The organism is Xanthobacter sp. 91, from assembly GCF_000702385.1.
GTDB lineage: Bacteria > Pseudomonadota > Alphaproteobacteria > Rhizobiales > Xanthobacteraceae > Xanthobacter > Xanthobacter aminoxidans.
Genome location: NZ_JNIB01000001.1, coordinates 1,880,030 through 1,901,748 on the forward strand (window position 1 = coordinate 1,880,030; position 21,719 = coordinate 1,901,748).

A 21,719-nucleotide genomic window follows, 5' to 3' on the forward strand; every position below is an offset into this window, starting at 1 on the left:
GCCCGCCGAGGCCAGGGGCCGGAGCGGGCCTAAGGGGGAACGCTGCTAATCGGAGAGAGCGCAGCGTGCCGGGGGAAGAACTTCAGGAGTTCAGGCGCTTCAGCGTCGCGCCGTCACGCAGCAGCACACGGCGCGAGGACGGCAGGGCGATGGCGGAAATCTCTTCGAGATGGGTCAGGGTGCGCGACACCGTCTCGATGGTGAGGCCGAGGAAGTCTGCGATGTCCTGCCGCGACATGGGCAGCGTCACCTCGATCCCGTTCGGCCCCTGGCCCGCGCCGGCGCGTTCGGCCATGTCGAGCAGGAAGGTGGCGACCCGCTCCTGAGCGGTCTTGCGGCCGAGGACGAGAAGGTGATCCTGGGCGCGGCCAAGCTCGGCCGCGGTCAGAGCCCACAGGGCATGGGCGAGTTCCGCGTCGTCGGAGGCGCGGGAGAACAGGATCGAGCGCTTCACCCGCACGATCTTGCATTCGCTCACCGCCTCGGCGGAGAAGCGATGGCGGCCGGTCATCTCCCAGCCGAACACGTCGCCGGGGAGACAGAAGGTCTCGATCTGGCGCCGGCCGTCGCCGAGCAGCTTGCAGATGCGCACGGCGCCGGACAGAACGATGTAGAGATTTTCGGCCGGCTGATCCTCGCCGAAGATTTCGGCGTTGCGGGCATAGCTCGCAACCACTCCGAGGCGCGCGACCACTTCAGTGGGGGTTCGCGTGTCAGCCTCCTCGGTCCAGCGATGGGCGGGCCGTGCAGAAGACAGGGGCTCGGCGAAAGACTTGCTGTCGTAAGCCCGGGGCTGGGCGTAGGTCTTGTGGGCGATCGCTGCTGCGGGGCTCGGCATCGGTTGACCCTTCCATCGGAGTTGAGAAAGGGATAACCGGCGGAACGCACGGGAAAAATTCGGATCGAACACTTAAGTCGGTCCCCTTAGGTACTATTACGTAGCGGCGGGACGTCGCATAAAGTGGCGGTTGGCATGGCATTGGTGGCGGCGGAGGGGCCGGTGGCGCACGGGAACAAGCAGATGCTCGGCGATGCTGCGCGCGGCACTGCCGCGGCGCTCGTCGCCCTTCTGCTTTGCCGTCTCGCCGGGCTTCAGCCGCTGAGCGGAGAAGCGCTGCTGCTGCAGCTCGCGGTCATCATCCTGGTGTCCGGACGCGGCCTCGTGGCGGGAGGCGCCGCGGTCGCCGCTGCCTTTGCCGGCGGCGTCGCGCTGCGCGGCCTTTCCAGCATCGATGCGCGGCTCGATCTCGCCGCGCCGGCGCTGTTCCTCGCGGTCGGGCTCGGCATCGCGGTGCTCGGCGAGCGCCTGCGCCGCACCCGCCTCGATGCGGCGGCGCGCGACCGCGACCTTTTGGCCCGCGAGGCCCACCTCTCCTCCATCCTCGATACCGTGCCCGACGCAATGGTGGTGATCGACGAGCGCGGCATCATGCGCTCCTTCTCCACCGCGGCGGAGCGCCTGTTCGGCTACACCGCGACCGAGGCGGTGGGGCTGAATGTCTCTGTGCTCATGCCCTCGCCCCATCGCGAGGGGCACGATGGCTATATCGCGCGCTATCTTGCCACAGGCGAGCGCAGGATCATCGGCATCGGCCGCGTGGTGGTGGGCGAGCGCAAGGATGGCACCACCTTTCCCATGGAGCTGGCGGTGGGCGAGATGCGCTCCACCTCCGAGCGCTTCTTCACCGGCTTCATCCGCGACCTGACCGAGCGGCAGCAGACCGAGGCCCGCCTCCAGGAGCTTCAGGCCGAGCTGGTCCACATCTCCCGCCTCACCGCCATGGGCGAGATGGCCTCGACGCTGGCCCACGAGCTCAATCAGCCATTGTCCGCAATCGCCAACTACATCAAGGGCTCGCGCCGTCTTCTGGATGCCGGCACGGTAAGGGTCGAGCTGTTGCAGGGCGCGCTCGAGAAGGCCGGCGAGCAGGCCCTGCGGGCCGGCCAGATCATCCGCCGCCTCCGGGATTTCGTCTCCCGCGGCGAGAGCGAGCGGCGGGTGGAAAGCCTCGCCAAGCTGGTGGAGGAGGCCAGCGCCCTGGCCCTGGTGGGGGCGAAGGAGCACGGCATCCAGGTGCGCTTCCTCTATGACCCGAAATGCGACCTCGTCCTCGCCGACAAGGTGCAAGTCCAGCAGGTGCTGCTGAACTTGATGCGCAACGCCCTGGAGGCGATGATGGAGACACCGCGTCGCCAGCTTCTGGTCAGGACGGAGGCGGTAGAGGACGACATGGTGATGATCAGCGTCTCGGATACCGGGCACGGCATCTCAGCGGAGATGGGCGCGCAGCTGTTCACGCCGTTCGTCACCACCAAGCGGCATGGCATGGGCGTGGGGCTTTCCATCTCGCGCACCATCATCGAGGCGCACGGAGGCCGCATCTGGGCCGAGCCCAATCCCGGCGGCGGCGCCGTATTCCGATTCACCCTCCGCGCCGTGGGCGATGCGGAGGCGGTGCATGATTGAGGAGACAGCGGTGATCCACGTCATCGACGACGACGATGCGGTGCGCGAATCCCTCGCCTTCCTGCTCTCGACCGCCGGCCACGTGGTGCACGAGCACGCATCCGCCCGCCTGTTCGTGGAGGCGGGGCTGCCCGCCGCCGACCCGGCCACGAGCTGCATCATCACCGACGTGCGGATGCCGGGCATGACCGGCATTGATCTGCTCCAGCATCTGAAGGACAAGGGGTCCAGCGTGCCGGTCATCGTCATGACCGGCCATGGCGACGTGCCGCTGGCGGTGGAGGCCATGAAGCTCGGCGCCGCCGATTTCCTGGAGAAGCCGTTCGACGACGTCGCCATCCTCGACACCGTGAAGTCGGCGCTCGACCGCCGCCAGAAGACCAGCCAGCACGATGCCCTGCGCGAGCAGGTGGTGGACCGCATCGGCGGCCTGTCCCAGCGCGAGCGGCAGGTGCTGGAGTGTCTGGTTGCCGGACAGGCCAACAAGACCATCGCCTATGAACTCGGCATCAGCCCCCGCACGGTGGAGGTCTACCGGGCCAACGTGATGACCAAGATGAAGGCGCAGAGCCTGTCGGAACTGGTGCGCATGGCGCTGCTCGCCGGTATCGCGCCGCGTCCGACCTGAACCGCCCTTCCGGCATCGAACTGCGCTCCTCAGCCCGCTTGATCTAACGCAAGGCCCCGGAGCCCCCTCCCAAAGTAGGTTATAGGCACCGACCACGCGGACCCGCGAACGGGTCGTGGGAGAATCGTTGGGATGATGGCGTTGGAAGAGCCGCCCGCGTTCGTCGTCCATATCGTTGACGATGATCCGGCGGTCTGCAATTCACTGAAATTCGCCCTCGAGGTGGACGGCTTCAACGTGCAGACCTATGCGCGCTCGGAGGACGTGCTTGCGGCCGACCTGTCCTGTGGCGGTTGCATGATTGTGGACTACAATCTCCCCGGGATCAACGGTCTCGACCTGCTGCGGGAGCTCGACCGGCGCCACGTCCATCTGCCGGCCTTCCTCATCACCAGCAACCCGGCCCTGCATGTGCGCCGGCGCGCCACCGACCAGGGGGTCGCGATCATCGAGAAGCCGCTCCTCGGCAACCAGCTGGCCGAGGCGGTGCGCGACAGCTTCGTTCGCTCCCGCCCCTGCTGAGACGATTTCGCCTTTCCCACTTGCCCCATTTTCCCTAGCGTTACCGACGGACCGCCGCGCCGAACCTGAGGCGGGGTCCGAAGCATCGAGGCCGCCATGACCACGCGCAATCTCGACGCCCTCTTCCATCCCCGTGCCATTGCCCTGGTGGGCGCCAGCAACCGCACCGGCACCGTCGGTGCGCTGGCCGCGCGCAACCTGTTCGAGGCTGGGTTCGAGGGGCCCATCCTCTCCGTCAATCCGAAGGAACGGGCCATCCGCTCCTCGCTCAACTACGCCTCGGTGGCAGATCTGCCGATCCCGGTGGACCTCGCCGTCGTCGCGGCGCCGCCCGACGAGGCGCCCCGCGTGATCTCGCAGCTCGGCGAGAAGGGCTGCCGCGCCGCCGTGGTACTTCCGGCCGGCTACGGACCGGGCGAGCAGTTCGAGGGGGCGGAACAGCGTCAGGCGCTCCTGGATGCGGCGCGTCCGCATCTCCTGCGCATCATCGGGCCGAACGGTCTCGGTTTCATCTCCACCCGCCCGCACATCAACGCCAGCATTGCCCACCTGATGCCGGCCAAGGGCGACGTCGCCTTCGTCAGCCAGTCCGACACCATGACCGCGGCGGTGCTGGACTGGGCCCACGCCCGCGGCTTCGGCTTTTCCCATGTGGCGGCGCTGGGCGAGAAGGCGGACGTGGATTTCGGCGATTTGCTCGACTATCTCGCCCTCGACAACACCACCCGCGCCATCCTGCTCTATGTCGAGAGCATCGCCGATGCGCGCAAGTTCATGTCGGCCGGGCGCATCGCGGCGCGCGCCAAGCCGGTCATCGTCATCAAGGCCGGACGCAGCGTGGCGGGAGCGCAGGCCGCCTTGTCCCACACCGGCGTCCTCGCCGGCAGCGATCTCGTGTTCGACGCCGCGCTGCGCCGCGCCGGCATGCTGCGCGTGCACGAGATGCGGGAGCTGTTCGAGGCGGTGACGACGCTCTCCGCTGGCATCCGCCTCACCGGCGAGCGGCTCGCCATCCTCACCAATGGCGGCGGCGCCGGCGTGGTGGCGGTGGATGCGCTGGAGGGCAGCGCCGGCCGGCTCGGCACCCTCCTGCCGGCGACGGTGGAAGCCCTCGACAAGGTGCTGCCCCGCACGTGGTCGCGCTCCAATCCGGTGGATATCCAGGCGGATGCGGACGGCGCACGCTACGGCGCCGCCCTCAAAGCGTTGCTCGCCGACAAGGGCTCCGACGCCGTGCTGGTGCTGCACGCGCCCAACGCCCTTTCCGACAGCAGCGCCGCCGCCGACGGGGTGATGGCGGTGCTGGAGGCGCGCCAGCGCGCGCCCGTGCTCACCTGCTGGCTCGGCGAGAGCGCCGCCGCCAACGCCCGCCGCCGCTTCGCCGGCCGCCGCATTCCCACCTACGACACGCCGGACGAGGCGGTGCGCGCCTTCGGCCATCTGGTCGCCTACCAGCGCAACCAGACCCTTCTCATGGAGACGCCGCCCGCGCGCTCCTTCGACGAGCCCGACCGCCCCGCCGCCCGCCGGCTGGTGGAGGGGGTTCTCGCCGCCGGCCGCTCGGCCCTGACCGAGGTGGAGGCGAAGGCGGTGCTCGCCGCCTATGACATCCCGGTGGTGGACACCCGCATCGCCACGACCCCAGAGGAGGCCGGGCGCCTTGCCGAGGCGATTGGCTTCCCGGTGGTGGTGAAGGTGCTGTCCCACGATCTCACCCACAAGTCCGACGTGGGTGGCGTGCGGCTCGACCTGCGCTCCTCCACAGCGGTCGAAGACGCCTGCCGGGCCATCATCGCCTCCGTCGCGGAGAAGCGTCCCGGCGTGCGCATCGAGGGCTTCACGGTGCAGGCGATGATCCGCCGGCCCAATGCCCAGGAGCTGATCGCCGGCATCGGCTACGACAAGACCTTCGGCCCGGTGGTGCTGTTCGGCCAGGGCGGCACGGCGGTGGAGGTCATCGGCGACCGGGCGGTGGCGCTGCCGCCGCTCAACGGGGTGCTGGCCCGCGAGATGATCGAGCGCACGCGGGTGGCGAAGCTGCTGGCCGGCTATCGCGACCATCCGCCCGCCGACATGAATGCGGTGGCCGGCACGCTGGTGAAGGTGGCCGAGCTGCTCGCCGACCTGCCGCAGATCGCCGAGCTGGACATCAACCCGCTGCTCGCCGACGAGCACGGCGTCCTCGCCCTCGACGCCCGCATCGTGGTGCATCCGACCCGGGTGGAAGGCACCGACCGCTTCGCCATCAAGCCCTTCCCGTCCGACCTGTCGAAGACGCTGGAGCTGACCGACGGCTCGACCGTGGCGCTGCGGCCGATCCGGCCGGAGGACGAGCCCGGCCTCGTGGACGTGGTGCACCGCTCCGACCCGCAGGACGTGCGGATGCGCTTCCTCGGCTCGGTGAAGGACTTCCCGCACCTGATGGCAGCCCGCCTGTCGCAGATCGACTACGACCGCGAGATGGCCTTCGTGGCGCAGGAGGACAACGGGGACATCTGCGGCGTGGTGCGCATTATCGCGGACCCCGACAACGACGCCGCCGAATACGCGATCATGGTTCGGTCGGATTTCAAGGGCAAAGGCCTCGGCTTCCAGCTGATGAGCGAGATTCTCGCCCACGCCAGAAAGAGAGGACTGCGGCAGGTGTTCGGAGACGTGATGCGCGAGAACGGCCCCATGCTGCGCCTCGCCGAGGATCTCGGCTTCAAGGCGACTCCGGGCAGTGACGACCCCTCGGTGATGCGCGTGGTCCTCAACCTTGACGTGCCGTCCGATGTTGGTGTTCAGATACCAGAGGAAGCTTGACGCTCGTGAACGTTACGGCGATATCCCTATTGCCACCGCTCGGGGGAGGCTCCACGATGCCGTTGGTTTCCGAGCTCGGACAACCGGCGACGACGAGCGCTGGAAGGGTTCGGGGGAGGAAAAGATGCGCCGGAGGCCGCCCGACCACCCCCTTGGTGGCAGGGATCGGGAACGCCGTCGCCATGACCGGCAAGAGTGAATCGTGAGCGATGCCAATGAAGTAGCGCGAGGCCCCTGGCAATCGGAATATCTTGCGCTGCATGATCCCGTAACCAGTCTGCCGAACCGCCTTCTGATGATGGAGTTCCTCGCCGGCGCGCTCAGCTCGCCGCAGGAAGGCCGGCGCACGCTTGCCGTGTTTGCGCTCGACATCGACAATTTCCGCCAGCTCAACGAGATGTACGGGCTCGCCTCCGGTGACCTGATCCTCGCGGAGACCGCGCGACGGTTGCGCCGCTGCGTGCGCGACAACGATCTCGTCGCCCGCGTCGGAGCCGACGAGTTCATTCTGGTCGCCACCGGCCTCGCCGATTCGAAGGCCGTGGACGGGCTCCACCGCCGGTTGCAGGCCGCGCTGAGCGTCCCGGTGGCGCTTCCCTCGGGGGCCGTCGCCTATCCACAGGCTGACATGGGCATCGCCCTCGCGCCTCTCGATGCCCACGAGCCCGACAGCCTGATCCATTGCGCCGAGCTCGCCCTCAACCGGGCGAAGGACGAGGGCCCCGGCGCCTGCTGCTATTTCGCGGCCGACATGAACGACGAGATGGCCGGGCGCCGCACGCTGGAAGGCGACCTGCGGCGCGCCATCGTTTCGGACGAATTCGTGCTGCTGTTCCAGCCGCGCTGCGACGCGCGCACGCTGGAGCTGCTCGGTGTCGAGGCACTGATCCGCTGGGACCACCCCCAGCTCGGCCGCCTCGCCCCCGACGAGTTCGTGCCCATCGCCGAGAAGAGCGGGCTGGTGATTCCGCTTGGCGAATGGGTGCTGCGCAAGGCCTGCGACACCATCTCCCGCCTGCCCGAGCTGAACGTCTCGGTGAACGTCTCCGTGGTCCAGTTCCGCAACGGCGAACTGGTGGGCACGGTGGAATCCGCGCTCCGGGCCACCAGCCTGCCGGCCCACCGGCTGGAGCTGGAGATCACCGAGAGCGTGCTGATCGAGAACACCGACAAGGCCCTCGACATCCTCGAAGGGCTGAAGAAGCTCGGCGTCCGCCTGTCCATGGACGATTTCGGCACCGGTTATTCCTCGCTCGGCTATCTCCGCACCTTCCCGTTCGACGCGCTCAAGATCGACCGCCGCTTCGTCGGCGACCTCGACCAGAGCAAGGGCGCGCTCGCCATCGTGCAGGCCATCCTCGGCCTCGGCCGGGCGCTCGGGATGCAGGTGGTGGCGGAAGGGGTGGAGACGGAAAGCCAGCTCGCCGTTCTCAAGGCCGATTCCTGCGACGAGGTGCAGGGCTTCTATCTCGGCCGCCCCATGACGGAAGAAGCGCTGCGCGCCTATATCGCCGAGCGGCGACTGGCGAGCTGAGCCACCGCCCTTCACCCCGCCTTCCGCCTCGTCTTTTGCCGCGCTAGGCTCCCGTCGTCGCAACGGAAATCGCCTGCCGCATGTGGTCCCGCCTCTATTGGCTCGCCGTCGGCGGCCCCCTTGCAGCCGGCCTTCTGGTGATGGGGGCAGATCCCGCGCCCTTGCAGGATCTGCGCAACGGCCTGTTCGACCTCTACCAGCGCGCCGCCCCGCGGCCCTACGACCCCGATCTGCCGGTGCGGGTGGTGGACGTGGACGACGCCTCCCTCGCCCGCGTGGGCCAATGGCCCTGGCCGCGCACCACGGTGGCGGAGCTGACGCAGAAGCTGGCCGCCCTCGGCGCGGCGGCCATCGCCTTCGACATGGTGTTTTCCGAGCCGGACCGGCTCGACCCCGCGAGCGTGGTGAAGCTGCTGCCCGCCGAGGCCCGTGCCCCGGCCGAGGCGGCGCTGGCAGGCCGCGACAGCTCCGACCAGCAGCTCGCCGCGACGCTCAAGGCCAGCCCGTCCGTGCTCGGCGCCATCCTCACCCACGGCACGGGCGGCGCCTATCCGGAGAAATGGGGCATGGCCAGCGCGGGCGACGATCCGCGCGCCTTCGTGCCGCGCTTCTCCGGCGCCGTCGCGCCCTTGCCCGAGCTGGCCACCGCCGCCCGCGGCATCGGCGCGCTGAACTGGCTGCCCGATCGCGACCAGGTGGTGCGCCGCGTGCCCATCCTCCTCGGCCTCGACGGCAAGCTGGTGCCGAGCCTGTCGGCGGAGGCGCTGCGCGTGGCGCAGGGCGCGTCCACCTATGTGGTGCGCGCCTCCAATGCCAGCGGCGATCAGGCCTTCGGCACCAAGTCCGGCATCACCGCGGTGAAGATCGGCACGCTCGATGTGGCGACCGATGCCGCGGGCGAGGTCCGGGTCCGCTTCACCGCCACCGACCCCCGCCGCTTTCTCTCCGCCGCCGACGTGCTCGACGGCAAGGTGCCGCCCGCCGACGTCGAGGGGCGCATCATCCTCGTCGGCTCCAGCGCGCCGGGGCTGATGGATACGCGGGCAACACCCCTTGATGCCGCCGTGCCCGGCGTGGAAGTGCAGGCGCAGCTTATCGAGCACATCGTTGCAGGCGCCCGCCTCGTGCGGCCGGACTGGGCCCGCGGCGCGGAGATCGTGCTCACCGGCCTGCTCGGGCTCCTGCTGGCGCTGGCCCTGCCCCGCGTTTCCGCGCCCGTCGCCGGGGTGCTCGGCCTCGCCGTCGTGGCGGGGCTTGCGGCCGGGGCGTGGCTGGCCTTCACCCGCTTCGATCTGCTGCTCGATCCCATGGGGCCGGGGGCGGCGGTGCTTGGTGTCTACGGCATGGGCGTGCTCGCCCTCTATCGCGACGAGCAGCGGCAGAAGAAATGGGTGCGCTCGGTGTTCGGCCGCTTCGTCTCGCCCAAGGTGGTGGAGCGCCTCGCGGAGAACCCCGAACGCCTCGTCCTCGGTGGGGAGACCCGCGAGATCACCATCCTGTTCTGCGACCTGCGCGACTTCACCTCCTTGTCGGAGACCATGGACGCGCAGGCCCTCACCCGCTTCATGAACGCCTATCTCACGCCCATGACGGAGGTGGTGCTCGCCCATGGCGGCACCATCGACAAGTACATTGGCGACGCCATCATGGCCTTCTGGAACGCGCCGGTGGACGATGCGGCCCACGCCCGCAACGCCGCACTCTGCGCCCTCGCCATGTCGGAGCGGCTGGAGGCGCTGAACGCGGAGTGGCGCCGCGCGGCGGAAGCGCAGGGGCGGCCGTGGCATCCCGTGCGCTGCGGCATCGGGCTCGCCACCGGGCCCTGCTGCGTCGGCAATCTCGGCTCGGCGCAGCGGCTCGAATATTCCTGCCTCGGCGACGACGTGAACCTCGCCTCCCGCATCGAGGGCGCCACCAAGTCCATGCGGGTGGACATCCTGGTCTCCGAGGCGACGCGCGAGGCGGCGGGCGACCTCGCCTTCCTCGAAGCCGACCTCCTCATGCTCAAGGGCAAGTCCAAGGCGAGCCAGCTCTATCTCCTCGCCGGCGACCCGGATTTCTCGCGGTCCGACGCCTTCTCCCGACTCGAAGAACGGCACGGCGCGCTGATGGCCGCCTATGGCGCGGGAAGCTTCGGAGAGGCGGAGGCGCTGGCCGAAGCGCTCGCGGCGAGCGCACCGGCGCGGCTGGCCCGCTTCTACGGCCTCTATGCGGAGCGGTGCCGGGGTGCGGCGGACCAGACCGACGCGCCGGCCGCCTCGGCCTGAACGCTCCCGCCACCAGTCTTACCCCTTGCCAACACGCTAGACCGCCTGCAGAAAAGTCGTGATGAGCGGCACGGATCGAGCCTCCCCGAACGGTGGAACGACCCCGGCGACGCGGGAAGCGCTCCCGCGCGACGTGCTCACCTATCTCTGGCGCGCCGAGCCGCTGTCCCACATCAAGCTGTTCGCCCTCGTCCTGCTGCTGCTGCCGTTCAACTACGCCTCGCTGGAATTGCCGCGCCTCATCGTCAACGGCGTGACGGATTCCATCAGCGGGACGGTGCCCAAGCTGTTCGACTTCGATCTCGCCTGGCCGGACTTTCTCGGCGGCGGCGTCATCATCGATCTCTCCGGGTTCGAGGTCTCCGCCTTCGGGCTGCTCGCCGGGCTTGCGGCGCTCTTGTTCGCGCTGCAGCTCATCCAGCAGCACATTTCCCGCCTCATCGAGATGGCGAAGGCCCGGCTCGGCGAGCGGATCATCGTCGGGCTGCGCCGCCAATTGTTCGACGTCATCCAGCGCCTGCGCCCCGAGGCGCCGATGAAAAGCAAGGCGATGGAAGTGGGCAACATGCTGCGGTTCGAGGTGGGGCCCATCTCCCCCTTCGCCGGCATGGCCTTCGCGCAGCCGCTGAAGTCCGCCGGCCTCATCGGCTCGGCGACGCTGCTCATCTTCACCCAGAATGCGACGCTGGGCGGCTGCGCCATCGGCATCCTCGCGCTCAACTACGTGCTGCTGGGCATCCAGCGGCGCGACAACGCCCACAAGCTGCAAATCTACCAGCGCGAGGCGGTGGCGCTGGGCAAAAGGGTGATGGCCGGCATCGACCGCCTGCCCCTCGTCCATGGCTTCGCCACCAGCCCGTGGGAGCGCGCGGCGGTGGACGGGCGCCTTGCCGTGGTGTCCGAGGCGAGCCTCGATCTCAAGCGGCAGAACTTCACCGACCGGGTGCTGAACCTGCTCATGTCGGACGTGCCGACGCTGGTGTTCTATTTCGTCGGCGGCTGGCTGGCGCTGACCGGCGCCATCAACATCGGCCAGCTCGTGGCGGTGGTCGCGGCCTACGGCCAGATCCCCGAGCCGCTGAAAGAGCTGATCGAGTGGGACGAGAAGCGCGTCGTCGCGCAGGTGCGCTACGATTTCGCCCGCTACTATCTCGAAACACAGGAAGTCTGGCCCAAGGGCTCGCAGGACGACACCGGCTGGGAGGGCGTACCCTTCGACGGCGCGCTGAAGATCGCCGACCTCGGCGTGGTGGACCCCGCCGGCAGTCTTCTCCTCGATGGCGTGAGCCTCGATGTGCCCGCCGGCACGGCGGTGGCGCTCAAGGGACCGGACGCCGGCGGCAAGCATGCGGTGGCGCGCGTCTGCGGCCGTGCCATCTCGCTCTACAGCGGCTCGGTGCGCATTGGCGGGCACGATCTTTCGAGTGTCCCTGAATCCGTCATCGGCCGGCACGTGGCCTATGCCGGCGGCGACCCCATCGTGCTCAACGCGTCCCTGCGCGAGAACATGCTGTGCGCGCTGGAGCGCCACCCCGGCCGGCCGGCCCCCGGCGCCACCGAGCCCGAGCCCTCCGGCCTCGACGATGCGGCCCAGCTCGACCGGGCGATCCTCGCCGCCTTGAGCCTTGCGGGGCTCGGCGATCTCGTGGTGCGGCTCGGCCTCGAACGCCGGCTCGATCCCGAGGCGAGCCCCGCGCTGGCCGAGCGCATCGTGACCGCCCGCGCCGCCGTCACCGACGCTATCGCCCGCCGCCAGCAGGAGACGGGACGCGTGCTGATCGAGCCGTTCCGCTTCGCCGCCTTCAACCGCTTCATGACGCTGGCGGAAAACATCCTGTTCGCGGCGCCGCTGAACGACACGCGCGGCGCCGCCTCGCTGCTCTCCGATCCCGGCCTGATGCCCGAGCTGGAGCGGCTCGGCGTCGCCGACGATCTGACCGCCCTCGGGCTCAGCGCCCTGCGCACCCTCGCCGAGCTTGCCGGCGGACAGGACGCCATCGCGGACATCGACACCAAGGGCCTGCTGCGCGCGGAGGAGATGACCGCCGCGCGCACGCTCCTCGCCCATGCCGGCACCGGCGTCGGTTTGGCGCCGGACGAGCGGGCGCTGCTGCTGCGTGTCGCCGGACGCTATTGCGAGCCGCGCCACCGCTTCGGCCTCATCGATGAGGACTGGCAGCAGCGGGCGCTCGCCACCCGCGCGCAATTGGCCCATCTGAAGGAGGTGTCCGGCACACCCCTCGCCCGCTACCAGCCGGACAGCTACTGCCGGGCGCTGACCGTGCGCGACAACCTGCTGTTCGGCCGCATCGCCGCTGACCGCGCCGGCGCCGCCGCCACGGTGGACGATCTGGTGCGCGAATGCCTGAAACAGGACGGCTTCATCGCCCAGGTGGAGCGCCTGAGCCTCGACGTGGCGCTGGGCGAGGGCGGCCTGCCCCTCTCGGCCGCCGAGCGCGGCAAGCTGACCCTCGCCCGCTGTCTCGTGGCGGAGCCCGATCTGCTCATCATCGACGACGCTCTGGCCCCGCTGGCGCCGTCCGAGCAGAGCCGGCTGATCGAGACCGTGCTCGCTCACCGCGAAGGGCGCACCACGCTGGTGGTGCTCGATTCCGCCGAGCCGCTTGAACTGTTCGCGCAGGTGATCGTGCTCACCCACGGGCAGGTGGAGCGCATCGAGGGGGTGGAACTCTCCGCCACCGGGACGTGAGGGGCCGACAAGGATCAGGTCATGAGCATTGAAGACGAGGCCCGCGTCCTCTCCCGCATCCCCATGTTCCGCGATCTGGAGCCGAGCCAGCTCCGGCTGCTCGCCTTCTCCGCGACGCGGCTCGACGTGGCGCCGGGCGACGTGCTGTTCCACCAGGGCGAGGCGCCCGACGCCGCCTATGTCATCCTCGATGGCACCGCCGTCATCGAGGTGACGGCCGGCGGCGCCACCCATGAGATCACCCGGCTCGCCAAGGATACGGTGGTGGGCGAGATGGGCGTGCTCACCGGCGAAGCCCGCAGCGCCACGGTGCGCGCGGGTGAGCCCATGAGCGTGCTGCGCATGGAAACGGACCTGTTCCTCGCGCTGCTGGACAAGACACCCTCCCTCGCCCGTTCCGTGCTGCGCGACCTCGCGCTGCGGCTTCAGGAGACGACGCGCGCGCTGGTGAAGGCCCGCGGCTGACGACGTCTGCGATCGCCCGGCGGCGCGCCCCAAACCTCTGAGCCGGATCATCTTTTCACCGCCACGCCGGCGCTCTCGCCGCTTGCATCCCGCAAGGTAAGACGCCACCATGGATCACCAATGAAAAGGTCCATGGGGGGTACACACATGAAGATGGTGAAAGCCGTGGTGGGTCTCGCGCTGGCCCTCAGCCTTGCCGCCTGCTTCGAGGGCAAGCCCGGCCCGGCCGGCCCCGCAGGGGCAGCGGGCGCACAGGGGCCCGCCGGCGTTGCCGGTCCCGCCGGCCCGGCGGGTGCGCCTGGTCCGGCTGGCCCCGCAGGTCCGGCCGGTCCGCAGGGCGCGCAAGGTCCGGTCGGCCCGGCTGGCGCCGCCGGTGCCGCGGCCTCGGCCAACATCACGCTGCGCGCTTCGGCGTGTCCCGAGGCCGGCTGCCTCGCCTCCTGCGAGACCGGCGAGAGCGTGATCGGCGGCTATTGCGTGAACGTGGACCGCGGCATGCAGCACATCGCCGTCTTCTCGGCACGCGGCGACAAGACCGAGGTGGAATGCCTTCATCCGGTGAAGCAGGTGGTGGCGGTCTGCCTCAAGCCGTGAGGGTGCGACACCGCCCGCTCAGCCCCGGCGTCGCAGGATCTTGAGGCGCCCCAGCAGTTCGGCCACCGCCTCCTGCGGCAGGTGGCCGATCTCGCGGGCGAGCAGGTTGGCCAGCTCGGTCGCCTGCGGCGACAGATCGGCGGTGTCCACCACCACCCGCGGCTGCGACAGCTCGGCGAGGCGCTGAAGATCCTCCGCCTCGTCCCAGATCACGTTGAAATAGGCGATGATGCGCTGGGTGAGGGCCCAGGTGGGCTTGCCGCGCTTTCCGGTCTCCAGCGCCGAGAGATAGGTGGGCGTGACGCCGATGGCCCGCGCCATCTCGGTGAGGGTCACGCCGCGTTGGGCGCGCAGGTCGCGCACCCGGCGTCCGAAGGGCGTCATGCCGGGGTCCTTGTGGTTCCACCCATTTTCGTGGTGCAAGGGCGAGCCGGAAGGCCGCGCCCCACACATCAGACCGGATAGCCCCATCACCCGCGGCTCGTCCATGGGGAAGCATACGGGAAAGCCTGCCGGCAAACGAAAACGGCGGCGCAGAGCGCCGCCGTTCGTTCACCCATCAATCCTGTCGGGATGTCAGGTCCAGCTGCTGTCGTCGCCGCCGCCGTCATCCCAGCCGGCTTCGTCACCGATGTCGTCATAGCCGGTGTCTTCGGGCCCGGCCTCCTCATAGCCCGCTTCTTGCTGGCTCGAGCCGTTCCAGAAATTGTCGGTGCCGGCGTTCTGACCGCCCAGCGCCGCCTGGGCGTCCTGACCGAGATTGCCGGTGCCGGGGGTCTCGGGCTTGCCGAGCTCGGCCGCGGCCGCATGGGCCACCGCGCCGCCGCCACCGGTCATCATGTTCTTGATGCCGTCATAGAGCAGCGCGCCACCGGCGACACCCGCCGCCGTGGCGAGCGCACCCTGCAGGAAGCCACCGCCGCTGCGTTGCGGCTGGGGCGCGGCCTGCTGGGCCCACGGTCCGCCCTGCTGGCCGTAACCACCCTGCTGGGGGTAGCCCTGCTGCGGATACCCGCCTTGCTGGGCATAACCCTGCTGAGAATAACCCTGCTGGCCGTAACCGGCGGGCAGGCCCATGGGCTGGCCCGGCTGCGGCTGGGTCGAAGACTGGCCCCAAGGCTGGCCGGAGGACGGCTGGCCTGCATACTGGCCATTGTCCCGCGCGCCTGCGGACGGAACGGACGAGCGGCTGCCGCCGAACAGGCCGCCAAGGAAGCCACCGGACGACCCGGACGAACGCTGCTGCGCCTCGGCCGCGCGGGCTTCGGCATCGGCAAGCTGGGCCTCCAGATCCTGCACGCGGCCATAGGCCTGCTGCAGGGCGTGCTCCTGCACCAGAACGCTCTGGGCGAGGGCATAGGTGGCGTGGGGTGCCTCGGCGACGCGGCGCGCGATCAGCGCCTCGGCCTCCGCATCGCGCGGCTGGCTGGCAACACTGCGCATGCGATCGAACAGGCCGTCGATCAGGGCACGTTCCTCGGGGGTCATTTCCGCCTCCGGTGAGTGGATGGCGAGGATATGAGCAGACGAGCATGGCCGGGGAAGGGCTCCCCGCATGAAATTTTTGTAACGCCGCGGTAGCGGAGCAGGGTCACTCCGCCGCGTCGGCCGGGGTGCCGCTGTCCGCCGCGCTCGCCCCGCCGCCGAAGCCGAAGCGCTTCTCCACATAGGCTTCCACCATCTGGCGGAACTCTTCCTGGATGTTGGCGCCGCGCAGGGTCGCGACCTTCTTGCCGTCGATGAAGACGGGGGCGGAGGGCGTCTCGCCGGTTCCGGGCAGCGAGATGCCGATGTCGGCGTGCTTGGACTCCCCCGGCCCGTTCACGATGCAGCCCATGACCGCCACATTCAGGGTCTCGACGCCGGGATATTGCGCCTTCCACACCGGCATCCGGGTGCGGATCATGTCCTGCACGCTCTGCGCCAGCTCCTGGAACACGGTCGAGGTGGTGCGGCCGCAGCCGGGGCAGGCGGCCACCAGCGGCACGAAGGTGCGCAGGCCCATGGTCTGCAGGATTTCCTGCGCCACCTGCACCTCCCGGGTGCGGTCGCCGTTGGGCTCGGGGGTCAGCGACACGCGGATGGTGTCGCCGATGCCCTGCTGGAGCACCACGCCCATGGCTGCCGTGGAGGCGACGATGCCCTTCGATCCCATGCCCGCCTCGGTGAGGCCGAGGTGCAGCGCATAGTCGGAGCGGCGCGCCAGCTCGGAATAGACCGCGATCAGGTCCTGCACCGCCGACACCTTGGCGGAGAGGATGATGCGGTTGCGGCCGAGGCCGATCTCCTCCGCCAGCGCCGCCGAAAGCAGCGCCGAGCGCACCAGCGCCTCGCGCGTCACCGCCCGCGCTTCCGCAGGCTTGGGCAGGCGAGCGTTCTCGTCCATCAGGCGGGTCAGCAGCTCGCCGTCGAGGGAGCCCCAGTTGGCGCCGATGCGCACCGGCTTGTCGTGCGTGATGGCGGTTTCGACGATGGCGGCGAACTGCCGGTCCTTCTTGTCGCCGAAGCCCACATTGCCGGGATTGATGCGGTATTTCGCCAGCGCCTCCGCGCAGGCGGGATGATCGGCCAGCAGCTTGTGGCCGATGTAATGGAAATCGCCCACGAGGGGCACGTCGATGCCCTGCGCCAGCAGCTTCTCGTGAATGTGCGGCACGGCGGCGGCCGCCTCGTCGCGGTCCACCGTGATGCGCACGATCTCGGACCCGGCACGGGCGAGCGCCGCGACCTGCCGCACGGTGCCGGCGATGTCGGCCGTATCGGTGTTGGTCATGGACTGGACCACCACCGGCGCCCCGCCGCCCACCATCACCCGGCCGACGGGAACGCCCACCGTCATGTGCCGGCGGGCCGGCCCGGCCTCAAGCAGCTCGACGGGAACCACGGGCGCGGCGCTGGTGAGGGTTTCGGCGCTGGTCATGGGTCTGGTCCTCGAACGACGGGCGATCCGCAGGTGTACGGCGCCGGGGCAGGCGTGGACCGCATTACGGACGTCGATGCGGCCGGGTTTCGAGTAGGCCGGGGGCAGGAAAGAATCAACCGCCGGCGGTTTCCTTGGCCGCGCCCTTGGCCGCCCCCTTGGCCGCAGGCGCAGGGGCGGCGGACGCCGCCTCCCGGCAATCGGCGCAAGTGCCGGCGACCTCCAGCACCCGCTGGCGGGGCTCGAAGCCGGCAGCGCGCGCCGCCCAGGCGAGATCACGGCCGATGGCATGGGAGGCCACCTCCCGCGTCAGGCCGCAGCGCTCGCAGATGAGGAAGACCACCACGTCGGTATCATCGTGAGGATGGGCGCAGGCAAGAAAGGCATTGCGGCTCTCGATGCGGTGGGCGAGGCCTTCGGCCACCAGGAAATCGAGCACCCGGTAGACCGACATGGGCGGCGCCGGGTCTCCGGCGGCGGAGAGCTTCTGCACGATCTCGTAGGCGCCGAGCGGCACATGGCTCTCCGCCAGGGCCTTCATGACGTTGCGCCGCAGCGGAGTCATGCGCAGGCCCTTGCGCGCGCAGCACTCCTCCACGCGCGACATGGCGCCTGCCACGCATTGGCCGTGGTCGTGGTCCTTGGTATGGGCGTCGGTTCGGGTCACCCTGCAAATCTAGTGGATGTCCCCCGTTTCCGCCACGGGTCGGGTGAACGAAGGGAGGACGGGAAGTCTCGCCGGCCGGATTGCACCGCAGCGGACGGCGTTGCAATGTGCCGGCCGCAGGCACGCCTGCGTGTGATGGTCTTGCGAGCCAGCGCGGCGCTCAGGCACCGCGTGACAGCAGCGTCACACCGTTCCGCTACACCGTGCCGCCGGCTCCGCAGGGGCCGTGCCGCCTTTTCGGGGAATAGCCATGCTCAAGGGGAAGGTCGCCGTCGTCACCGGGTCCACCAGCGGAATCGGGCTTGCCTATGCCCGGGCCTTCGCCAAGGAAGGCGCGAACGTCGTCATCAACGGCCTCGGCGACGCCGCCGCCATCGAGAAGGAGCGTTCCGCCATCGAGAGCGAGTTCGGCGTGAAGGCACTCTATTCGCCGGCCAACATGCTGAAGGCGGACGAGATCGAAGGCATGGTGAAGCTCGCCGAGACCGAGCTGGGCGCCTGCGACATCCTCGTGAACAACGCCGGCATCCAGCACGTGGCGCCGATCGAGGAATTCCCGATCGACACCTGGAACACCATCATCGCCATCAACCTGTCGGCGGCCTTCTTCGCCATGCGCGCGGCCATCCCCGGCATGAAGGCGCGGAAGTGGGGCCGCATCATCAGCACGGCCTCGGCCCACGCCCTCGTCGCCTCGCCCTTCAAGTCCGCCTATGTCGCGGCCAAGCACGGCATCGCCGGCCTGACCAAGACCGCGGCGCTCGAGACCGCGACCTTCGGCATCACCGTGAACGCCATCTGCCCCGGCTACGTCTGGACCCCCCTCGTGGAGAAGCAGATTCCGGACACCGCCAAGGCGCGCGGCATCACCGAGGAAGAGGTGAAGAAGAACGTTATTCTCGCCGCCCAGCCCACCAAGGAGTTCGTGACGGTGGAAGAGGTGGCTGCCTATGCCGTCTTCCTCGCCTCGGACAACGCCCGCTCCATCACCGGCTCCATGCAGCAGATCGACGGCGGCTGGGTGGCGGAGTGACGCCGGGGCTCCGGCCGTGACCCGGCGCGACGGCGTCAAGCCGCTCAGCCTCGCGCTCCAGGGGGGAGGCGCCCATGGCGCCTTCACCTGGGGTGTGCTCGATCGCCTGCTGCAGGACGAGCGAATCGCCATCGCCGGCATCACCGGCACCAGCGCGGGCGCCATGAACGCGGTGGTGCTCGCCGCCGGGCTCGCCAAGGGCGACCCGGAGGAGGCGCGCCACGCCCTGTCCCAGTTCTGGAAGGATGTGTCGCGCGACGGGCGGATGTCGCCCATCCAGCGCTCGGCCTTCGACCGGCTCATGGGCAACTGGTCGCTCGCCAAGAACCCGGTCTATCTCGCCTTCGAGGTGGCCTCGCGCTTCCTGTCGCCCTACGATTTCAATCCGCTGAACATCAACCCGCTGCGCGAGATTCTCGAAGCCCATGTGGATTTCGAGGCCATCCGGAAGGCGCAGGTGAAGGTGTTCATCTCCGCCACCAACGTCCACACCGGCCGCGCCCGCATCTTCGGGCACGAGGAGATGACGGCGGACGCGGTGATGGCGTCCGCCTGCCTTCCCTTCCTGTTCCAGGCGGTGGAAATCGACGGCGTGCCCTATTGGGACGGCGGCTACATGGGCAATCCGCCGCTGTTCCCGCTCTACGAGATGGCGGACGCGGACGACATCCTGCTGGTCCAGATCAACCCGGTGGTGCGCGAGACCACGCCCCGCACCGCCAGCGAAATCCAGAATCGGATCAACGAGATCACCTTCAATGCCTCGCTGCTCGCCCAGTTGCGGGCCATCGACAATGCGGCGAAGCTGATCGAACAGGGGCTCATCAGCCGCTGGACCTTGGGCGGCTCGCCCTTCCGTCGGGTGCGGCTGCACCGCATCGGCGGCGAGCACCAGTTGGCGGCGCTGGACGCCACCTCCAAGCTCAACGCGGAATGGTCCTTCCTCCAGCACCTGCGCGACCTCGGCCGGGCGGCGGCGGACACGTTCCTCGCCGAGCATTTCGACGACCTCGGCCGTCGCTCGACGCTGGATCTGAGGCTGGAACTGGCGGATTGAGACAGGCCCGCCGGAGCGGGCCTGCCGAAAGCGTGCTCAGCTGCGCGCGACCTTAGCCACGCGAATCCTTTTTGGCCTGCGCCACCGACACGAACTTGGTGACGCGGCCGGCCTCGCCGGAAGCCGAGCCGATGCGCTCAAGGCGCGTGCGCTCCTTCGGGGTCATGCCCGTATTGGGGCGCGGCAGGTTCGCCGGGCGCTTGGCGCGCTTGGAATCGCGCTTCAGCTCCAGTGCCTTGTGCGCATTCTCCACCAGCTCGGCCCGGGCCGCCTGGGTGCGGCGGCGGGTCTGCTCGCGGCGGGCGCGGGTGAGGGCATCGGTGAGGACGGAGGCCTTCTGGCGATTGCCGGAATCGGCCTTGTCGAACGTCACCTCGCCGCGACCGCCCTTGCCGCGCAGGGCCCGGCGCTGGTTGTTCGCGATGGTGACGGCGCGATCGCGGCGCTCGCGCAGCTGGGCCACGAGGTCATTCACCTCGCCGTCGCCGAGTGCGCTCACCACGGGCTGGCGGGACTTCTCCACCAGCTCCACTTCCGAATCCGTGAGAAGGCGGCGTTCCGTCTTGCGGGGATGGGCCATGGGGCGGATCTCCTTCTTGTTTTCCGACCCCTATGGCTAGGCCACCGATTATGTGGATTGTGAGACTGCCGCAGGACCGCCAGCCATGAACGAGATACGCGCCTCTCACCGCACGGAGCCGCGCGGCGCCACAGACTGCGCGGTGATCGTCGCCGACATCACCCGCCTCGCCACTGACGCCATCGTGAACGCCGCCAACGCCTCCCTGCTCGGCGGCGGTGGCGTCGACGGCGCCATCCACCGCGCCGCCGGGCCTGAGCTGTTGGCGCATTGCCGGACGCTGGGCGGCTGCCCCACCGGCGAGGCGCGCCTTACCCCGGGATTCCGGCTCCCGGCGCGCCGCGTCATCCACACGGTCGGTCCCGTCTGGCGGGGCGGCGGCGCGGATGAGGATGCGCTGCTCGCATCCTGCTACCGGGAAAGCCTGCGGCGCGCGGACGAAGCCGGCCTCGCCTCCATCGCTTTCCCCGCCATCTCCACGGGAATCTATGGATTTCCGCCCGAGCGGGCCGCCCCACTGGCGGTCGGCGCCGTCCTCGCCCATCTTGGAGGCCCCGGCAGCGTGACCCGCGTGGTCTTCTGCTGCTTCTCGCAAGGCTCCGCCGACCTCCATCATGACGCCCTCCGCGCCCACGGCATCGCACCCCGCCCCTGAGACCGGGCGGGACCTCCCCCTCCTCCACCGCGACGGGCTGATGCTCATCATCGACAAGCCGTACGGCCTGCCCGTCCATGCCGGACCGAAGGGCGGGGAGACGCTGGCCGATCATCTCGACGCTTTGCGCTTCGGCCTGCCTCGCGCGCCCGAGCTGGCGCACAGGCTGGACAAGGACACCTCCGGCTGCCTCGTGCTCGGCCGCCACACCAAGGCGCTGGCGCAGCTTGGAAAGCTGTTCGCCAGCGGCGCCGTGGGCAAGACCTATGTGGCCGTCACCCTCGGCGCCCCGGCGGCGGACGCGGGGCGGATCGACCAGCCCCTGGCCAAACGCTCGCCCCATCGCGGCTGGTGGATGCAGGCGGTGCCCAAGGGATCGCCGGGCGCGCAGGAGGCGATCACCGATTTTCAGGTGCTGCACCGGGCCGGCGACCTTGCGGTCATCGCGCTATCGCCGGTGACGGGGCGCACCCACCAGCTGCGAGCCCACCTCTCCCATCTCGGCACGCCCATTCTCGGTGATGCCATCTATGGCGGCGCCTCGCGCCTGCCCGGCGGGCCGAAGCTGCACCTGCACTCCCGCCGCGTGGTGGTTCCTCTCAAGGCGGGCGCTCCGCCGGTGGACGTGAGCGCCCCTTTGCCGCCGCATATGTGCGAGACGCTTTCCCATCTCGGCCTCGATCCGGTTGCCGTGGGCACCGCCGCCGATCAGGTCGCCTTCGCCAAGCTCGGGACAGCTGAAAGCAAGGCCTGACCCATTTGTGAAGCGGGTTCCGTTGGGGCAATCTGGCCCGGAACTTGCTCCGTGTTAAGCT

General features: G+C 69.6%; 19 protein-coding genes. 13 read left to right on the forward strand and 6 right to left on the reverse strand.

Going from position 1 to position 21,719, the window contains the following annotated elements:
• Positions 1 to 82: 82 nt before the first annotated feature.
• Complete coding sequence (locus A37E_RS25235) at positions 83 to 838, reverse strand: helix-turn-helix domain-containing protein (protein ID WP_024276571.1); 756 nt, start codon at positions 836 to 838, stop codon at positions 83 to 85.
• Positions 839 to 973: 135 nt separating this feature from the next.
• Here A37E_RS25235 and A37E_RS0108985 point away from each other — a divergent pair, with 135 nt between their 5' ends.
• From A37E_RS0108985 to A37E_RS0109025, 9 genes are all read left to right on the forward strand, one after another.
• Positions 974 to 2,467 carry a PAS domain-containing sensor histidine kinase gene (locus A37E_RS0108985; RefSeq protein ID WP_051678895.1) on the forward strand — a complete coding sequence of 498 codons (1,494 nt, stop codon included), beginning with the start codon at positions 974 to 976 and terminating at the stop codon, positions 2,465 to 2,467.
• Positions 2,460 to 3,095, forward strand: coding sequence for a response regulator FixJ (gene fixJ, locus A37E_RS0108990; RefSeq protein WP_029556294.1), 636 nt, complete (start codon positions 2,460 to 2,462; stop codon positions 3,093 to 3,095). The genes A37E_RS0108985 and fixJ overlap by 8 nt, the downstream gene beginning before the upstream one ends.
• Before the next feature lie 132 nt (positions 3,096 to 3,227).
• On the forward strand, positions 3,228 to 3,617 hold the full coding sequence (locus A37E_RS0108995; protein ID WP_024276568.1) for a response regulator: 390 nt from the start codon (positions 3,228 to 3,230) through the stop codon (positions 3,615 to 3,617).
• 96 nt (positions 3,618 to 3,713) lie between these two features.
• The gene (locus A37E_RS0109000; protein WP_038192809.1) at positions 3,714 to 6,422 is read left to right on the forward strand and encodes a bifunctional acetate--CoA ligase family protein/GNAT family N-acetyltransferase; all 2,709 of its coding nucleotides are present in this window, start codon (positions 3,714 to 3,716) and stop codon (positions 6,420 to 6,422) included.
• A gap of 202 nt (positions 6,423 to 6,624) precedes the next feature.
• Complete coding sequence (locus A37E_RS0109005; RefSeq protein ID WP_024276566.1) at positions 6,625 to 7,956, forward strand: bifunctional diguanylate cyclase/phosphodiesterase; 1,332 nt, start codon at positions 6,625 to 6,627, stop codon at positions 7,954 to 7,956.
• An 80-nt stretch (positions 7,957 to 8,036) separates the two neighbouring features.
• Entirely contained in the window at positions 8,037 to 10,223 is a 2,187-nt protein-coding gene (locus A37E_RS0109010; protein WP_029556298.1) for an adenylate/guanylate cyclase domain-containing protein, read from the forward strand.
• A gap of 61 nt (positions 10,224 to 10,284) precedes the next feature.
• Complete coding sequence (locus tag A37E_RS0109015) at positions 10,285 to 12,933, forward strand: ABC transporter ATP-binding protein/permease (RefSeq protein WP_156026271.1); 2,649 nt, start codon at positions 10,285 to 10,287, stop codon at positions 12,931 to 12,933.
• Positions 12,934 to 12,954: 21 nt separating this feature from the next.
• Entirely contained in the window at positions 12,955 to 13,398 is a 444-nt protein-coding gene (locus A37E_RS0109020) for a Crp/Fnr family transcriptional regulator (RefSeq protein WP_029556300.1), read from the forward strand.
• Positions 13,399 to 13,530: 132 nt separating this feature from the next.
• A complete protein-coding gene (locus A37E_RS0109025) occupies positions 13,531 to 13,992 on the forward strand; it encodes a hypothetical protein (protein ID WP_245279298.1) in 462 nt (153 codons plus the stop codon).
• 18 nt (positions 13,993 to 14,010) lie between these two features.
• Here the strand turns inward: A37E_RS0109025 and A37E_RS0109030 are convergent, their stop codons facing one another.
• The 4 genes from A37E_RS0109030 to A37E_RS0109045 form a co-directional block, all read right to left on the reverse strand.
• Positions 14,011 to 14,376: a helix-turn-helix transcriptional regulator gene (locus A37E_RS0109030; RefSeq protein ID WP_024276561.1), complete on the reverse strand. Its 366-nt coding sequence runs from the start codon at positions 14,374 to 14,376 to the stop codon at positions 14,011 to 14,013.
• A gap of 192 nt (positions 14,377 to 14,568) precedes the next feature.
• Complete coding sequence (locus A37E_RS0109035; RefSeq protein ID WP_029556301.1) at positions 14,569 to 15,480, reverse strand: DUF2076 domain-containing protein; 912 nt, start codon at positions 15,478 to 15,480, stop codon at positions 14,569 to 14,571.
• A gap of 103 nt (positions 15,481 to 15,583) precedes the next feature.
• Entirely contained in the window at positions 15,584 to 16,831 is a 1,248-nt protein-coding gene (gene ispG, locus A37E_RS0109040; RefSeq protein ID WP_051679401.1) for a flavodoxin-dependent (E)-4-hydroxy-3-methylbut-2-enyl-diphosphate synthase, read from the reverse strand.
• A 196-nt stretch (positions 16,832 to 17,027) separates the two neighbouring features.
• On the reverse strand, positions 17,028 to 17,519 hold the full coding sequence (locus tag A37E_RS0109045; RefSeq protein WP_081837798.1) for a Fur family transcriptional regulator: 492 nt from the start codon (positions 17,517 to 17,519) through the stop codon (positions 17,028 to 17,030).
• Positions 17,520 to 17,829: 310 nt separating this feature from the next.
• On the opposite strand from A37E_RS0109045, the gene A37E_RS0109050 reads away from it, so the two are divergent.
• Positions 17,830 to 18,612, forward strand: coding sequence for a 3-hydroxybutyrate dehydrogenase (locus A37E_RS0109050; protein ID WP_024276557.1), 783 nt, complete (start codon positions 17,830 to 17,832; stop codon positions 18,610 to 18,612).
• A 16-nt stretch (positions 18,613 to 18,628) separates the two neighbouring features.
• Positions 18,629 to 19,669 carry a patatin-like phospholipase family protein gene (locus A37E_RS0109055; protein WP_029556304.1) on the forward strand — a complete coding sequence of 347 codons (1,041 nt, stop codon included), beginning with the start codon at positions 18,629 to 18,631 and terminating at the stop codon, positions 19,667 to 19,669.
• Between the two features lie 52 nt (positions 19,670 to 19,721).
• Here the strand turns inward: A37E_RS0109055 and A37E_RS0109060 are convergent, their stop codons facing one another.
• On the reverse strand, positions 19,722 to 20,249 hold the full coding sequence (locus A37E_RS0109060) for a hypothetical protein (protein WP_029556305.1): 528 nt from the start codon (positions 20,247 to 20,249) through the stop codon (positions 19,722 to 19,724).
• An 85-nt stretch (positions 20,250 to 20,334) separates the two neighbouring features.
• On the opposite strand from A37E_RS0109060, the gene A37E_RS0109065 reads away from it, so the two are divergent.
• Positions 20,335 to 20,904 carry an O-acetyl-ADP-ribose deacetylase gene (locus A37E_RS0109065; RefSeq protein WP_029556306.1) on the forward strand — a complete coding sequence of 190 codons (570 nt, stop codon included), beginning with the start codon at positions 20,335 to 20,337 and terminating at the stop codon, positions 20,902 to 20,904.
• Positions 20,864 to 21,658, forward strand: a complete 795-nt coding sequence (locus A37E_RS0109070; RefSeq protein WP_029556307.1) for an RNA pseudouridine synthase — start codon at positions 20,864 to 20,866, stop codon at positions 21,656 to 21,658. The genes A37E_RS0109065 and A37E_RS0109070 overlap by 41 nt, the downstream gene beginning before the upstream one ends.
• Positions 21,659 to 21,719 lie beyond the last annotated feature (61 nt).

What these genes read in the sequence shown, in the direction of transcription:
- A37E_RS25235 (WP_024276571.1), bottom strand. Translation starts at nt 838, where the DNA reads ATGCCGAGCCCCGCAGCAGCGATCGCCCACAAGACCTACGCCCAGCCC.
- A37E_RS0108985 (WP_051678895.1), top strand. Translation starts at nt 974, where the DNA reads ATGGCATTGGTGGCGGCGGAGGGGCCGGTGGCGCACGGGAACAAGCAG.
- fixJ (WP_029556294.1), top strand. Translation starts at nt 2,460, where the DNA reads ATGATTGAGGAGACAGCGGTGATCCACGTCATCGACGACGACGATGCG.
- A37E_RS0108995 (WP_024276568.1), top strand. Translation starts at nt 3,228, where the DNA reads ATGATGGCGTTGGAAGAGCCGCCCGCGTTCGTCGTCCATATCGTTGAC.
- A37E_RS0109000 (WP_038192809.1), top strand. Translation starts at nt 3,714, where the DNA reads ATGACCACGCGCAATCTCGACGCCCTCTTCCATCCCCGTGCCATTGCC.
- A37E_RS0109010 (WP_029556298.1), top strand. Translation starts at nt 8,037, where the DNA reads ATGTGGTCCCGCCTCTATTGGCTCGCCGTCGGCGGCCCCCTTGCAGCC.
- A37E_RS0109015 (WP_156026271.1), top strand. Translation starts at nt 10,285, where the DNA reads ATGAGCGGCACGGATCGAGCCTCCCCGAACGGTGGAACGACCCCGGCG.
- A37E_RS0109020 (WP_029556300.1), top strand. Translation starts at nt 12,955, where the DNA reads ATGAGCATTGAAGACGAGGCCCGCGTCCTCTCCCGCATCCCCATGTTC.
- A37E_RS0109025 (WP_245279298.1), top strand. Translation starts at nt 13,531, where the DNA reads ATGGGGGGTACACACATGAAGATGGTGAAAGCCGTGGTGGGTCTCGCG.
- A37E_RS0109030 (WP_024276561.1), bottom strand. Translation starts at nt 14,376, where the DNA reads ATGACGCCCTTCGGACGCCGGGTGCGCGACCTGCGCGCCCAACGCGGC.
- A37E_RS0109035 (WP_029556301.1), bottom strand. Translation starts at nt 15,480, where the DNA reads ATGACCCCCGAGGAACGTGCCCTGATCGACGGCCTGTTCGATCGCATG.
- ispG (WP_051679401.1), bottom strand. Translation starts at nt 16,831, where the DNA reads ATGACGGTGGGCGTTCCCGTCGGCCGGGTGATGGTGGGCGGCGGGGCG.
- A37E_RS0109045 (WP_081837798.1), bottom strand. Translation starts at nt 17,519, where the DNA reads ATGTCGCGCGTGGAGGAGTGCTGCGCGCGCAAGGGCCTGCGCATGACT.
- A37E_RS0109050 (WP_024276557.1), top strand. Translation starts at nt 17,830, where the DNA reads ATGCTCAAGGGGAAGGTCGCCGTCGTCACCGGGTCCACCAGCGGAATC.
- A37E_RS0109060 (WP_029556305.1), bottom strand. Translation starts at nt 20,249, where the DNA reads ATGGCCCATCCCCGCAAGACGGAACGCCGCCTTCTCACGGATTCGGAA.
- A37E_RS0109065 (WP_029556306.1), top strand. Translation starts at nt 20,335, where the DNA reads ATGAACGAGATACGCGCCTCTCACCGCACGGAGCCGCGCGGCGCCACA.
- A37E_RS0109070 (WP_029556307.1), top strand. Translation starts at nt 20,864, where the DNA reads ATGACGCCCTCCGCGCCCACGGCATCGCACCCCGCCCCTGAGACCGGG.